The organism is Lamprobacter sp. (assembly GCF_034860625.1).
GTDB lineage: Bacteria > Pseudomonadota > Gammaproteobacteria > Chromatiales > Chromatiaceae > Lamprobacter.
Map to the genome: position 1 here is coordinate 1 of NZ_JAYESN010000056.1, position 14,821 is coordinate 14,821.

11 protein-coding genes are annotated in these 14,821 nt (G+C 65.2%); 5 read left to right on the forward strand and 6 right to left on the reverse strand.

Going from position 1 to position 14,821, the window contains the following annotated elements; genetic code table 11:
- The coding region (locus VBE63_RS15010; protein ID WP_323683838.1) for a hypothetical protein at positions 1-1,064 on the reverse strand (1,064 nt) is incomplete at its 3' end.
- Positions 1,065-1,112: 48 nt separating this feature from the next.
- Here VBE63_RS15010 and VBE63_RS15015 point away from each other — a divergent pair.
- Entirely contained in the window at positions 1,113-1,805 is a 693-nt protein-coding gene (locus VBE63_RS15015) for a YqiA/YcfP family alpha/beta fold hydrolase (RefSeq protein ID WP_323683839.1), read from the forward strand.
- A gap of 67 nt (positions 1,806-1,872) precedes the next feature.
- Here the strand turns inward: VBE63_RS15015 and VBE63_RS15020 are convergent, their stop codons facing one another.
- Entirely contained in the window at positions 1,873-2,763 is an 891-nt protein-coding gene (locus VBE63_RS15020; RefSeq protein ID WP_323683840.1) for a pirin family protein, read from the reverse strand.
- A gap of 298 nt (positions 2,764-3,061) precedes the next feature.
- Positions 3,062-4,537 (reverse strand): PAS domain S-box protein, encoded by a 1,476-nt coding sequence (locus tag VBE63_RS15025; RefSeq protein WP_323683841.1) that lies wholly within the window; start codon positions 4,535-4,537, stop codon positions 3,062-3,064.
- Positions 4,538-4,622: 85 nt separating this feature from the next.
- On the opposite strand from VBE63_RS15025, the gene VBE63_RS15030 reads away from it, so the two are divergent.
- Together VBE63_RS15030 and VBE63_RS15035 are read left to right on the forward strand one after the other, a co-directional pair.
- Positions 4,623-5,273, forward strand: coding sequence for a DoxX family protein (locus VBE63_RS15030; RefSeq protein WP_323683842.1), 651 nt, complete (start codon positions 4,623-4,625; stop codon positions 5,271-5,273).
- Between the two features lie 80 nt (positions 5,274-5,353).
- The gene (locus VBE63_RS15035; protein WP_323683843.1) at positions 5,354-6,322 is read left to right on the forward strand and encodes a DUF3179 domain-containing protein; all 969 of its coding nucleotides are present in this window, start codon (positions 5,354-5,356) and stop codon (positions 6,320-6,322) included.
- Here VBE63_RS15035 and VBE63_RS15040 read toward each other — a convergent pair.
- Both VBE63_RS15040 and VBE63_RS15045 read right to left on the reverse strand, forming a co-directional pair.
- On the reverse strand, positions 6,307-8,217 hold the full coding sequence (locus tag VBE63_RS15040) for a serine hydrolase domain-containing protein (protein ID WP_323683844.1): 1,911 nt from the start codon (positions 8,215-8,217) through the stop codon (positions 6,307-6,309). The genes VBE63_RS15035 and VBE63_RS15040 overlap by 16 nt on opposite strands.
- 238 nt (positions 8,218-8,455) lie before the next feature.
- Positions 8,456-9,022 carry a carboxymuconolactone decarboxylase family protein gene (locus VBE63_RS15045; RefSeq protein ID WP_323683845.1) on the reverse strand — a complete coding sequence of 189 codons (567 nt, stop codon included), beginning with the start codon at positions 9,020-9,022 and terminating at the stop codon, positions 8,456-8,458.
- A gap of 193 nt (positions 9,023-9,215) precedes the next feature.
- Between VBE63_RS15045 and VBE63_RS15050 the strand changes: the two genes are divergently transcribed.
- Complete coding sequence (locus VBE63_RS15050; protein WP_323683846.1) at positions 9,216-10,628, forward strand: sigma-54 dependent transcriptional regulator; 1,413 nt, start codon at positions 9,216-9,218, stop codon at positions 10,626-10,628.
- 93 nt (positions 10,629-10,721) lie between these two features.
- Here VBE63_RS15050 and VBE63_RS15055 read toward each other — a convergent pair whose 3' ends face one another.
- Complete coding sequence (locus VBE63_RS15055) at positions 10,722-12,758, reverse strand: sensor histidine kinase (protein ID WP_323683847.1); 2,037 nt, start codon at positions 12,756-12,758, stop codon at positions 10,722-10,724.
- A 484-nt stretch (positions 12,759-13,242) separates the two neighbouring features.
- On the opposite strand from VBE63_RS15055, the gene VBE63_RS15060 reads away from it, so the two are divergent.
- On the forward strand, positions 13,243-14,727 hold the full coding sequence (locus VBE63_RS15060) for a glycosyltransferase (protein ID WP_323683848.1): 1,485 nt from the start codon (positions 13,243-13,245) through the stop codon (positions 14,725-14,727).
- The last annotated feature ends 94 nt before the right edge of the window (positions 14,728-14,821 follow it).

Genomic DNA, 14,821 nt, shown 5'->3' on the forward strand with positions numbered 1-14,821 from the left:
TTCAACTGCAGCCGAGTTCCCCGATCCTGCACCAAAGCCTCCCAGGTCGAATAGGGCTCTGGAGGCTGATAACCGCTCGCCCGCGCGTCATAAGCGCCGTCGACCCCGGTGATGACTCGCATCAGATCACTCGCGGCGGCCTTGACTCCGTCGTCGGTCATGCGCGCACCACCCCAATAATCGTTGCCCGGCCAGGAGACCTGATCCCAGGCGACGATGCTGTAGAGTCGGCAGTCGCTGAGTTCATCGCCGGCCTCGGCATAGTGCGTCGGCGCGCACAGCTGCGGACGCTCGGCATTGCCCTGCAGTAGCGGGCGCACGCGCAGCGAGAGCGCATCGACGTCGTGGCGCTCATTGCGGCATTCGCTGTAGGGATCGTAGTAGATCAGGCGACTATGCGGCAGCTGTGGCGCATGACGTTGGAGCACTGCGATCAGCGCGCCTTTGAGCTCCTCGCCAAGCCTGCCGGCAAAAGGGCCGGCGAACTGACCGCAGCCGAGTCCAGGAACGGTGATCAGGGCCGTCTGCCCGCGCTCGGCGGCATCCAGGTCCGCGTAGCGCAGCAGCGGCAGCAAGCGGCGTTCGTAGAGGGCGCGATAGCCGGCGGGGTCGAGCTGTCCGTCTTGGGTGACGGCCTGCCAATCTGCCGGCACGCAGCCACGACCATTGCGCAGCAACGCTCCAGGGATGAACAGGAGCGTTGCCGACAGCGGCTCGGGATGCACGGCTGGACGGTGATGGCGGCCGTCATCAAAGATCCGCACCGGCACGGCGACGCCCAGATTGCCGAGCAACGACAGCTCCGTCGTTGACCAGTCGCGACCATCGCCATAGACCGCCGACTCGACGAAGATCAGCGGGCGTTTGGTGCGGACCAGGCACTCGAGGAAGGCGGCATCGCTGAGGCTATCGGGCGCTTGATCACGCAGTTGGTCCCGCAGGTAGGCGCCAGCCTGCTCCAGACCTTGCTCAGCCAGTTGCTGGCGGTAGTCGGCCACCGCGCAGGCGCTGTCAGGATGCAGCAGCCACTGATAGGCGGGGCTGTTTTGAGTGTGATCAGTCATGGTGGCCGGATCGGTCAGGCGATTTGAGCCGGATGCGTCAAAACCGGCATGATGCCGCAGATTGCGCCGGTGATGCTGCAGAACGCGCCGCCGATGCAGTCCCAGCGTCTGCCAAGCCACCGTCACCGCTGTTCTCCCCGCAACCGGAGTCTGACCATGGCCCTGATCCTCTATCTGCACGGCTTTGCCAGTGGGCCGAAGCCCAACAGCCCCAAGGTCGATCTGCTGCGGGCGCTCGGCCATGAGGTCCATTGTCTGGCCACCCAGGGAGGCTATCGGCCCGAGGACTATCTGCGAGCAACCGAGGCGGCGCTGAGCAGGTCACTCGCGCCACAGCTGTTGGTCGGCAGTAGTCTAGGCGGGTTTTGGGCGCGCTACCTCGGCGCGCGGCACGGCTACCCCTGGATTGGCTTGAATCCGGCACTGCGGCCATCGGCAACACTGGCGCGTTATCAGGGCCGCTTGCAGCGCTTCGATGTCGAGGCGAGCTTCGACTGGACCTTGGAGGATGCCCTCGCCTATCGGGCCTATGAGCAGGAGCCGGTGGATCCGTCGGTGCCGGGCCTGATCCTGGTCGCGGTGGATGATGAGGTCGTCGATGCGCAGGAGACGCAGGCCTTGGCGTCGGGGAGCGCGGCGCTGCATGTCCTCGCGCAGGGCGGTCATGAGCTGGCCAACACGGCCGCCTATGCCGATGCGGTTGCGGATTTCATCGCCAGGGTTACCGCAACGCTCCGATAAGGCCCAAGCTGCACCGTCAAGCACGAGCGCTGGCAGCTCGATCGCACCGAGCGGTGCTTCGCTGTCCTTAGCCCGCCAGCCGGCCAGCCTGAAAATCCAGCACCGCCTGATGGATCTCTTCACGACTGTTCATCACGAACGGCCCATGTTGCACGATGGGCTCGTTCAACGGCCGGCCGGCGATCAACAGGGCACGCGTCTCGGACGCACCTGCCTCGACCAACAGGCCATCGCTATCGGTACGGTTCTCGAGGATCGCCATCTGCTTGCGAAGCACAGGCGTCCCGGCGATCCGCAGCTCACCGCGATAGACATAGACGAAGGCATTGCGCTCCGCCGCCAAGGTTTGCGCAAACTGGCCACCCGGACTCAGGTGCAGATCCAGGATCAGCGGCTCGGTCACCGGACGCGTCACTGCCCCCTGCAGGCCATGACTCGCACCCGCGATTAGTACCACCTCAGCCCCGGTCTCGATTGTGAAGCCCGGCAGATCGGTGACCTGGATGTCGCGATACCAGGGCGCTCGCAGCTTGTCGCCTGCTGGCAGATTGAGCCAGAGCTGAAACCCCTCCATCCGCCCGGCTTGCTGCTCCGGGATCTCAGAATGGATGAGGCCGCGACCGGCGGTCATCCATTGCACACTGCCAGGACCCACAAGCCCCTCATGGCCGGCGCTGTCGCGGTGGCGCATGCGCCCGTTGATCATGTAGGTGACGGTCTCGAAACCGCGATGCGGGTGCTCGGGAAAACCGGCGATGTAGTCATCGGCCTGGTCGCTGTCGAAGTTGTCCAGCAGCAGAAACGGATCAAGCCGTTGCTGCAAGGATGGCGTCAGCACGCGGGTGAGCTTCACGCCGGCGCCATCGCTGGTCGGCTGGCCGACGACCAATCGCTCGACGCCGCGCGGGCGTGATACTAGGTCGAGCGGGCGCTGATCGAACGCGTATGTTGCTGTCATCCCAGCCTCCATCAGACAAATAGGGACGCGATGTCGGCCAGCGCCTCGGCGAGTCCCCTGCTGAACGGCATCCACACTCATGTTGAGGCCACAGCATACGCAAAATAGACATCCGTCTCTCGGTGCCCAATGATCCGGTTCGCCTGATCATCTGCTGCGCCGACTCACATCGGAGGGGCCTGCTGATGCCGCTCAGGGCGCTTTCAACACCAGCGGCTCAGCGCCGTTGACCGCCCAGAACGCCCCAGCCGGCAATCCAGGCATCAGCGAGCAAAGGGCCCCACGCTGACAGACCTGGCTACAACAGCAACCGCGCAACAGTCCCAGTCTCGGCCGTCGACTCGAGCGAGAACGCCCAGTGATGCGCCGCGGCAACCCGCCGCACATAGGCCACGCCGAGGCCATTGCCGGCGTCTTTGGTCGAGAAGAACGGCTGGCCGATGCGCTCGAGCACCTCCGCCGGGATGGGCTCGCCGCCATTGCGCACCTCAATCATCGGGCTCGCCGTGCCCGGCTGCCGGCCCGTGCACAGCGACACCGGCTCGCTTGTGGCGACCGCCTCGCAGGCATTGACGACGAGGTTGATCAGCACCTCGCGCAACTGCGCCGGATCGGCTTGGATCGCGGTCTGCGGCAGTCCCAAGTCGACCTGCAGCGGGCGATCAGCCACCGACGGCAGCGCTTGCAGCGCCGGTAGCAGCTCGCGAATCAGCGCGTCGACCACGATCGTCTCTGACGACGAGGCGCGCCGGCCGGCATAGGCCAAGACGTCCTCGAGCAGCCGGCCGAGACGGTCGGACTCGCGTTGGGCCAGCCTGAGCCGTTTGCTCGGCGCGTCGCCGAGCGCCTGGCTGCCGAGATAATCCAGCGCCATGCGGATGGTGGAGAGCGGATTGCGGATCTGGTGCACCATCATCGCCGCGAACTCGCCCATCTCGGCGAGGCGGGCGATGGCGGCCTCGGCGGTTTTGCGTTGGCTGATGTCGCGCAGCAAGGCGATATAGCTCGGCGCCTGCGCCTCGCCGTGGGCACAGAGGCTGACCTCGCTGGGGAACACCGAGCCGTCGCGGCGCCGATGCCGGCTCTCGAGTAATCGGGGCTGGTCGATCTCGAGCTCGGCAAGGAGCTGCGCGAAGGTGTCTGGGGTCAGGCCCACATCGATCTCGAGCACCGAGCGGCCAACCAACTCCTGCGCGCGCTGGTAGCCAAGCATCTCGGCAGCCCGGGCATTGGTATCGATGATGCGTCCGTCGCTGGCGACTAGGAAGAAGCCGTCGCCGGCGTTCTCGACAAAGGCCCGGAAGCGGGCTTCGCTGCGACGTAACGCCTCTTCGGCCGCCTTGCGTGCGGAGACATCGCGCACCATGGCGATGATGCAATCGCGCCCATCGACCTGGACCACCGAGCCGGAGATCTCAGAGGGCAGCTGAACGCCGTCCTTGCGCATGCAGCTGAGCTCGTCGGTCCAGCCCTGGCCGCGGGTCTTCACATCCTGGGCGAACCGGCGCAGGCGCTCCATCTCGTGCGGATGCACGCTGGAGATGCGCACCTCGCGGGTCAGCTCGCTCGGGTCGTAGCCGAGCATGCGCGAGGCCTGTGCGTTGGCGTCGAGGATGCGGTCGTGCTCGGGATCGATCAGCAGGATCGCATCGTTGGCGTGGTCGAAGATCCGACGTAGCTGCTGCGCCTGCGCCTGTGCCTCTGCCGGCTTAGGTGCCCACTCAAATGCCTGCTCCTGAGTGGGCGGCGCGCTCGGGTCGCTTGCTTCAGACATCTTGCCATCCTCCGCGAAAGATCAACCGCGCCGCTCGGGTCTTGTTGGCTATCAGAGATCAGCAACCCGACTGGAGTATGTTCCCATGGTAATCCGTCTTCTGACTCAGGCGCGCAGCCTGCTCGATGCCACGCGCCGCGTCGATTTCATCGCGCCGTTGCTGTTGCGGCTCTATCTGGCGCCGATCTTCTGGATGGCGGGGACCAAGAAGTTCGCCGACTTCGAGAGCACGGTGGCCTGGTTTGGCAATCCGGATTGGGGCTTGGGCCTGCCCTTTCCGACGGTGATGGCGTTCCTGGCGGCTTCAACCGAGACGGTTGGCGCGGTCTTATTGGTGGTTGGCCTTGGCGTGCGGCTGATCTCGGTGCCGTTGATCGTGACCATGATCGTGGCGATGGTGACGGTGCACTGGCAGCACGGCTGGCTGGCGATCGCCGAGGGCAGCAGCTCGCTGTTCGCCAATGAGCGCACCATCGGCGCCGTTGAGCGCCTGGACCGTGCCAAGGAGATCCTGCGCGAGCATGGCCACTATGAGTGGCTGACCGAGAACGGCAGTCTGGTGATCCTGAACAACGGCATCGAGTTCGCCGCCACCTATCTGATCATGCTGGTGGCGCTGTTCTTCATCGGCGCCGGGCGCACTCTGTCGGTCGATGATTGGATCGGGCGTTGGCTGGATCGGCGCGGCACCGGGTCTGGCCAGGCGACGGCAAGGTTCACTGCGACGCGCGTTTGATTCTTTCAACCGTAGTGAGCCAAGGAGCCACCGCGTAATCCTGATCCCCTCCGATCCCCGGCGAACCAAGGAGCCATCGCATGACTCAACGTCTCGGCTCAGAACGACTCCCGGCGGTCTTTGCCGTCGCCGGTCTCGTCGCCCTCGGTGCCAGCCTGCTGCTAGACGGCGCCGCGAATGCACGACAGCTCAATGGCTTTGATCTCGACAACAGCTTGGTTCCGGTCGCCGAAATCCATTCCGGCGGCCCGGATCGCGATGGCATCCCGGCCATCGACCAGCCGCGCTTCATCAAAGCCGATGCCGTGGACTTTCTCGCCCGAGACGATGAGGTCCTGGGGCTGGTCGCCCAAGGCGAGGCCCGGGCCTATCCGATCAAGATCATGGATTGGCATGAGATCGTCAACGACCGCATCGAGGGCGAGCCGATTGCCATCACCTACTGCCCCTTGTGCGGCTCAGGCATCGCGTTCCGCGCCGAGCAGGCGGGACGTGAACTCAGCTTTGGCGTCTCCGGGCTGCTCTACAACAGCGACCTGCTGCTCTACGATCGCCAGACCGAAAGCCTCTGGAGTCAGATCGCCAAGCAGGCCATCGCCGGCCCATTGGTCGGAACCGAGCTGACCGCGCTCCCCCTGGCCCACACGACCTGGGGCGCCTGGCGCCGTGCCCATCCACAGACCCAGGTTCTCTCCACGGAGACCGGCGAGCGCCGCGACTATGACCGCGCTCCGTATGGCGGCTACAGCCGCCATGATGAGCTCTATTTCCCGGTCAGCGCGCGCTCCAAGCGCTATCACCCGAAGGAGCGCGTGCTCGGGGTTGAGGTCAATGGACAGTTCAAGGCGTATCCATTCTCGGAGCTCTCGCAGACCGATGGCAGCGTTTCCGATCAGCTCGGCGGTGAGTCCATTGAGGTGCGCTTCGATTGGGCACAGCCGAGTGCGCAGGCCTTTGATGCCGAGGGGCATCCGTTGCCAGCCACGACGCTGTTCTGGTTCGCCTGGTATGCGTTTCACCCCGAGACGGCGGTCTATCGGGCGAACTGAGCACCGGCAGATGAGGCCTTTGGTTCACCGTTCTGGTCAACCGGCTCGGCCAGATAGCCCGACCAACGCAGCCGAGCCTGGCCCTCGTGATCAACCATCTGCACCGAATCCCCGCGCGTGCGCCCCAGTCCGAGCAGGATCGCGCGTTCGTTGGTCACCGCGCGCAGCGGCACCTGAATCCGGTCCGGCGAGAGCACTGGCATCCGATAGCTGAGGCAGAGCTTGCCATCGGTGAGCTTGAGCTGGAGGTCGGTGACCGGAAAGCCGGGGTCTGGATTGAGGATGCGCCATGCGCCGAGACGCTCTTGCCAGGCCTGCGGAACCGGCTCCTGCGGCACCTTCTCCCCGATGATGCGCTCACCCTGCGGGGTATCGGCAACCAGGACCTCGCGGCCTTCGATGAGGCGCGTTTGGAGGCGCAGCTCCCGGAGTCGGCGCAGGCTTGCGCTGCCCAGGCGCGCGGGCTCGGACTCGGACGCGTCGCCGCGTTGATCCGACGGCGCGGCGCCGATCCAGCCTTGTGGATAGGGCATCAGGTCGAGCTGCTCGCCGGTCATGCAGGCACAGAGGCGATCCCGCTGTGGCTGGATCGCGATCAGACCAAGGTCGGTGGCGAAATGGCCCTCGGCCGGGAGCGTCTCTGTCGGCTCCGTCGCATCGGTTGGCGTTGGCGGCGTCTTCGCGGCCGCGACGAACAGGTCAGCCGGGATCGGCTCGGGCTCAAGCGTCATGGCATTGGTGAGGATGGCCTCGGCCAGCGGCGTGACCACGCGCTCGGCATGGCCAGCGTTGGCCAGGACGACCACGCCCAGACCTTGCTCTGGCAACAGCACCCACTCGGCGGTGTAGCCGAGGCTGTTGCCGCTGTGGCGCACGACGCGCGTCGCTCCGAGGATGCTCTGCTGCTCGAGGAAGACGCCGAGGCCGACGCTCAGGCCCTTGTCGAGCGCGATATCGGCATTCTGCGGCTCGATCATCGCCTCGATCAGGCTCGGCTCAATGAGTTGTTTGCCTTCAAGCTCACCGGCACAGAGCAGCGCGATGCTCAGGCGCGCCATGTCCGCGGCGTTGGTCTCCAAGCCCTGCGCGGGCAGATCGCGCAGCGGCAGCGGCGCAAAACGATCGCCGTTTCGGTGACCCATGGCAAAGGCGTCATCGCGTGTCGGCTGGGCGGCAAATCGGGTCTGCGATAAGCCCAGCGGCTCAAACAGCGTCTGCTGGGCGTGCTCGGCGAAGGGCGTTTGCGTGACGACCTGCAGCAGATGACCGAGCAGGCTGTAGCCGAGGTTGGAGTAGTGGAAGATCAGGTTCGGGGGAAAGGCGGCATACTCATCCCGCAAGCGCTCGCGCACTTGGGTGAAGGGCTCGTCGGACCAGAGGCCCTTGTTCAGATCGGACGGCAGCCCGGAATGATGGCCCAGGAGCTGGCGGAGGGTGATCGGCTGCGCGGTCTGGTCGAAGCGGCTCTGGAGGCGGAAGCCCGGTAGCGCTGAGCCGACCGGCTGGTCGATGTCGATCCTGCCTTGGGCCTGCTGCGCCAGGACCAGCAGCGCGGTGATCGGTTTTGCCAAGGAGCCGGCCCGGTAGCGGGTCTGGGCCTGGGCCGGGCGTTGCTGCTCGGGCTCGGCGAGGCCGAAGCCCTCGAGCCAGAGGGTGCGATCGTGGCGCACCAGCGCCAGACTGAGACCGGGGATCGCGTAGTCGGCTTGCGCGGCCTGGATCAGGGGGGTCAGGGCCTCGCGCAGCGGGGCCATCTCCTCGACGATGATGGCGTTCGCATCAGGCTGCGTTGGCAGGGGCTTGGGCTTGGGCACAGGCTCGGACGCCGGCACAGCGACAGCTCCGAGGCTGATGACCGAGAGCAGGAGCAGCGTGATCCGTCCCAGTGGCGTCATCGCGCGGGGCCTGAGGCGAAGAATCAATGGGCTGCAGTGTAGACAACGAAAACCACGAAAGACAATGCAAACGCCGATTCGCACCATGGACTCGGCGTTGCTTGCAGCGGCCTCAGAGGCCGGCTGGCTGATTCGAGATCCTGGTCTCAGAAGCTGAGATCCAGGTTGCCTTCAGCAGGACCATCGATCTCGGGCGTCTGAACAGGTTGGCAAGTCGTGTGCGTGTGCCCAATCAACCTCAGGCATCGGCCTCACTCGCCTGCCAGGCGCGATGCTGAAACGGAGCGTCCAGCTCGGTGCCAGCAATGTGGTTGGTGTCGTTCGACAGGGTCTTCATACCGACCCCGAGCACCACCTCCAAGACCTGCTGCGCGTCGTAGCCGGCCTCCTGAAACGCGGCGACCTCTGCCGCATCGACCCAGCCGCGCGCCTCGACGACCGCAGTGGTGAAGCGCCGCAGGGCCTCGAGTCGTGGATCAGGCAAGGGTTGGCCCGCCCGCAGCGCATCGGTCACCGGCTTGGGCACACCGGCCATGTCCGCGAGCACACTGTGTGCCCCCATGCAGTAGTCGCAGCGGTTCTCGCGGCTGACACTCAGTAGCACCACCTGTTGCTCCGCGGGCGAGAACGAGGTCTGCTCGAACAGCTCGCCGAGGGCCAGGTAGCCCTTCAGCAGCGCCGGCGCGGTGGCCATCTTGCGCATCAGGTTGGGCAGCATGCCGAAGCGGCGCTCGGCGTCGGTCAGCGCCGCGACGGCCTCTTTCGGCGCCGATTCAGTATCCTGATCAGGAAAGTTGAAAGACATTGCATTCTCCAGGGGTCCATTAACATCGTCACTTACAGTGATCTTAGAGGTCAGACCGGTTCGCACGCGTGATCATTGCACTGTGAGCACAGGCCGAGCGCGCAAACCCCGACCAGCGCTGCCAGAGGAGGCACAGGCCACCGCCCAACCCCTACAGCCCAAGCCCAATTCCGACACCTGAGAGGACGACGCGATGACCCCACGCCTGCTCATCATCGAAGATGATCGCGCCCTCGGCGAGATGCTCGCGATGCACTTTGAGGATCTGGACTTTGCCGTGACCCATGCTGAGCGGGCTCAGGCTGGACTCGAGCAGTCGCGCCAAGGGCGTTTCGACCTGGTCCTACTCGATCAGCAGCTCCCCGATGGGCTCGGCAGTGAGCTGATCGGCCCGTTGCTCGAGATCGACCCGCAGTTGCCGATCCTGATGATGACCGGCAAGCATGACCTGGAGCTGGCGATCGCAGCGATCCAGCGCGGGGCCGCGGAGTTCGTGCACAAGCCGATCAACACCGATGAGCTGACCCAGGCCGTGCAGCGCCTGTTACGGGAGCGCGAAGCACTCAGCCAGACAAGCGACAGCCCGGCTGCCGACTCATCTGAGGACGCGGCGCCCCGGGATCTGATCGGTCGCAGCGACGCCATGCTGAGCATCAGCAAAGCCATCGCCCGCAGCGCACGCACCCAGGCGACGATTTTGATCACGGGCGAGTCCGGCACCGGCAAAGAGGTGGTCGCGCGGCTGATCCATCAGCACAGCGGCCGTGCCGGAGCCTTCATCGCAGTGAACTGCGCGGCGATCGTCGACACCCTGCTTGAGAGCGACCTATTCGGCCATGAAAAAGGCGCCTTCACCGGCGCCCAGGCGCGCAAGCAGGGACGCTTTGAGCAGGCTGCGGGCGGCACCCTGTTCCTTGATGAGATCGGCGAGTTGGCCCCGGCGCTGCAAGCCAAGCTGCTCCGCGTGTTACAGGAGCATGTTTTCGAACGCGTCGGTGGTCAGGAGTCCATCCGCACCGATGCGCGCATCATTGCCGCCACCAATCGGGATCTCCTTGCTGAGGCCGCCGCCGGGCGCTTCCGCGAGGATCTGGTCTACCGGCTGCAGGTGATTCAGATCCGCATGCCGCCGCTGCGTGAGCGCCGCGAGGACATCCCTTTGCTGGTTCAAGGGCTGCTCGCGCGCATCGCGGCTCGGCTTGAGCGCCCAATCCCGACCATCACGCCAGCCGCGCTGGCACGATTGAGCGAGAACGACTGGCCCGGCAATGTCCGCGAGCTGGAAAACCGATTGAGCCAAGCCTTGCTACAGACCCACCATGCGCTGATCACCCCGGAGATGCTTGAGCTTGGCGGCGGCAGTGCCGGTCAGCAAGGTCCGATCGGCGGGGATTCGCTGGCTGAGCCCAACGGTCATACCAGCGGATCAGCGGGCGATCAGGCGTCGGTGCTGCGCAGCCTCGATGAGGTCGCCGCCGTGCATATTCAGCGGGTGCTCGATCACACCCAGGGGCACAAGGGACAGGCCTGCGAGATCCTCGGCATCTCGCGCCCGGCATTGGATCGCAAGATTGAGAAATACCAACTGCGGGTCATGAAGCGCTGACGATCATCATTCAGTGTCACCACGGAGGCACGGGGTACACGGAGGTTACGGATGCCTGTCTTTCTCTGTGCCCTTCGTGTCTCCGTGGTGACTTTATCTGCTGGGGTCAGCTGCAGTCCCATGCGCTTCATCGACCCATCGCGGCAACAGGATCTCGACCAAGGTACCCTGCTCCACCGTCGATTGGATTGAGAGGCGGCCCCCATGCTGCTCGACCAACCGCGCGACGATCGCCAGCCCCAGCCCGGTACCGCTGGCCTTGGTGCTAAAGAAGGGTTCGGTCAGGCGCGGTAAGCGATCCGCCGGGATCGGCTCACCAGTGTTGTGCACCGACAGCCGAATCTCGTCCGCGCCGCTTTGCTTGGCGTTCTCAGCAGTCCCTGCAGTCTCGGCAGCCTCAGCAGCCCCAGCGATCCGCCAGGTGACGACGCTACCCACAGGCGCAGCCTCGCAAGCGTTGTCGGTAAGATTGGTCAGGACCTGGCGCAGTCGATCCGGATCGGCCAGGACCTGAAGTCCGTCCGAGGCCTGCTCGAACCGGATCGCATGCCCAGGATGGCGCTCGGCCGCCATCGTGATCTGCTCCTCGAGCAGTGGCGCGAGCGCCACTGGACGCGGGTCCAGACTCAAAGGCTTCGCATAGAGCAGGATCTCCTCGAGCAGTCGGCGCGTGCGCTCGGCCTCCCCCAGCGCTAGGTCCACACGGCGCTTGGCCCGCAGCTCCGGGGTGCGCTCGGCGAGGAAATTGAGGGCCATGGCGATGGTGCTCAACGGCGTGCGCAGTTCGTGCACGATGCCCGATGCGAACTCGCCGATGGCGGCGAGCCGACCCTGCTCGGCCAGGCGGGCGGTGCGCCCGACCCCCTGCGTGAGCAGCTGACCGATGTTGCCCAGGAGTCGCTGCCGGGCATCGCCGAACCCAGCGGGATCACGGGTCGCGAACACCACCACCGCCGGGATCGGGGTCTGCGTTTGCGGCGTCAGCGGCAAGAAGATGGCGTCGCGCATGCCCAGCGCGACCAGATGGCGCAGTAACTCATAGGCTGGATTGGCACTCGCCCGCTCGGCCATCGCCTGAACATGTAACGGCGTCTCATCGGCCAGGACGCGCTCGAGCAGCGTGCCCTGCAGCCGGTACAGCCGCTGAGCGCCCGGCTGCGGCAGGCCGTCGAGCCAACTGGTCTCGACGCGGGCGCTGGCGCGGCGCTCATCGATGAACACCAGGCCGCTCCAGTCGCAGCCCAGCAGCGGTCTGAACTCGGTGTTGAGCAGCCCCATCAGCTGATCCAGGTCCTGACCCTGCTGCAGGGCGTGGATTAGTCGGTAGAGCAGGTCAAGCCGCTCGGAGAGCCGATTGAAGCTGCTGCTGAGATCCTGCAGCTCGGTGGTGCCGACCACCGGCAGCTGATCGCGAAAGTCACCATCGGCGACGCGCTGAAAGCCGGCTGTGGTGCGGCGCAGCGGCGCTAAGACCTTCCACTGCAGCAGCCAGAGCAGGAGCACGGCAATTACCAGGGTGATCCCGGCCGCTGCTAGGGTGCCTTGGGTCATCAGCTGGTATTCGCGCGCGGACCAGCGGCGCAGCGCCTCGGCGAAGACCTCAACCGCTGCGTTCAACCGGCTGTGGTCTTCGATCACCTGCTCAGCGGTCCATTCCAGGCGCGGCTCGTTCTCGTCGTCACCTAGGGCATCAAAGAGCCTCGCGCGCCACGCCTCCCAGGTGTCTTCGAGCGCGACAATCGCCGCTTCGGCCTCGAGGCCGAGGTGCGGCTGCAGCCAGGCCGGCATCGGCATCGGCATGGTGTCGCTGAAGTCGCCGCTCATGAAGTTGTCGACGATGCCATCGATGGTCGCGATCTGTGCCAGCAGGTCTTGGTAGTAGAGACGCACATCGCGGTAGTAGGTCGGATAGTCGCGCGGGGCGTTCTGCCAATAGTTCATCGCCTGGGCGTGCATCTGCTCCACCGCCAGCTCGAGCTGCCCGGCCCGGTTGACCAGCTCAATCGCGCCCAATTGGCGTTGAAAGGCGCTGAGGCTGTAGAGGCTTGCCACAGTCAGCAGCAGCCCGAGCGCGAGATAGGCCGCGGCGACTTGAAAGCTCAGACTAGCGAGGTGCCGGGACAACGACATGGGTAAAGGCCTGGGTGAACAAAGTGGTCAGCGACCCCCGCGCCTAAACCCGGAGGATACAGCGCGGTGCGCGACTCCGGCAGTTTGGTGTCACAGTGGCGCCAGGAACATTCGGCAACTGCGCCCCATGCAGGTTGCCCTCTGTTCTGCTGCCCCCGGCTCGCCCCTTTAGTGACTGTCCAGAAATCGCTTCCCGATTTCGGAGCGACCGGCCGCAGCCGTATCACCTGTTGCCGGCTGGATGATCAGATCAGATTGGCCGGGTTGTGGTCCCGGCCTTGCCAATACCGAATGATACCGACGAAGGCAGAATGCTGATGGGCTCCTCGCAGTTCATGGCGCTGGCGAAGACATCCTGACGTAAGCACTCGCCAAGGCGCGCTATTTGAGATCCACCGAAACTGTGCGACGATTGAGCGCCTCAGTCCGAGCCCGCCTCCCGTCGATCGTTCTCGGCACCCACCGCGCGCGGGGATAACCCTTCATGCTCTCCGTTTCTCCTGACCTCTGGCTCAGCCTCAGTCTGTTTACCCAGGCCCTCTCGATCCTGCCACTCGTACTGATAGCGATACTCGGCATCAATCTCGGCGCGCTGGTCTTGCTGCGCTTGCGGCGTTCCGCGATCGATGAAGGTGCAAGCAAACCTCTGTTGATAGCGCCAGCGGAGGCTTGGCCGACTGTCCTCGTGCAGATCCCCATCTTCAACGAGGGCCTGCTGGTTCGGCCCTGTTTGGAAGCAGTGACCGGCCTCGACTATCCCGCCAGCAAGCTCTCGATCCAACTCTTGGACGATAGCGACGACGGCTCGGCCGCGAACAATCGTCTGCTTGCCGAGCAGGTCGCGGCACAGAGCGGATTGCCGATCGATGTCATCCAACGCAGCGATCGCAGCGGTTTCAAGGCTGGCGCGCTGGCGGTCGGTTTAGCAGGCAACGCGGCCGAGTTCGTCGCCGTGTTCGATGTCGACTTCCTGCCGCCGCAGGACTTCTTACAAACCACTTTACCACCCTTGCTCGATGACCCGAGCGTCGGTTTTGTCCAAGCCCGCTGGGCGCACCGCAACCCCAGCGTCAGCTGGTTGACCCGAGCGCAAGCGACACTGCTCGATGGCCACTTTCGCGTTGAACAAGCCGGGCGCTATCGCCACCGCTTGCCGATCGCCTTCAATGGCACCTGCGGCCTCTGGCGCACGGCGGTCATCGCTGACGCGGGTGGTTGGCAGGGCGACACGCTGAGCGAAGATCTCGACCTGAGTCTGCGCGCCCAGCTCGCCGGCTATCGCGGTATCTTTCTCGATGATGTGCCGGTTGCTGGCGAACTGCTCACCTCGACGCGCGCCTGGCAGCAGCAGCAGTTCCGCTGGACCAAGGGCCATGTGCAAGTCCTGCGCAAGCTCGGCCCGCGTCTGTTTCAAGCGCCCTGGCCAATGCTGACGCGGCTGGCGGTGCTGCTACAGATCGCCCAAGGCCTGTTCTTTCCCCTCGCCGCCTGTGCACTTCTGCTCTCCCTGCCGGGCGTGATCCTCGACAATCCGCCGCATGGCAGCGTCGCGGCAGCGCTCTCGGTCATCGGTCTTGGCGGCCTGCTTGGCGCCAGCCTGTTCCTTGCCTTTGGCCGCCGGCTGGCGGGCGACTCCTGGCCACGCAGCCTGCTCGAGACGCTGAGCGCGATGTTTCTGCTGGGCGGTCTACTGCTATCCAACAGCCGTGCCGCGCTGGAAGGTCTCGCCGGTCGGCCATCGGCCTTCATCCGCTCCGATAAACCGGGGGCACGGGCGCCGTCGCTGAGCACCCGAGTGCCTTCGTCGGCAACCGCTCTGCCCGCTGCACAAACCCTGGCCGGCCTCGGTATCCTCGGCCTATTCGTGCTGGAACGCGCCTGGAATGCGCCTTTTCTCGCCACCACCGCTCTGGGCTTGCTCGCCGTCGCCCTGCCTCAACTGCAAACCCTGCTGCCGATCCGACGTTGAACCTAGAAAGAGCAGTTGACCGCTTAGCCTCACATGCAAGGATCTGATTTTGCTCGTACTCTGGAGGCATTGGAGAGTCACCCATCTGGTGAAC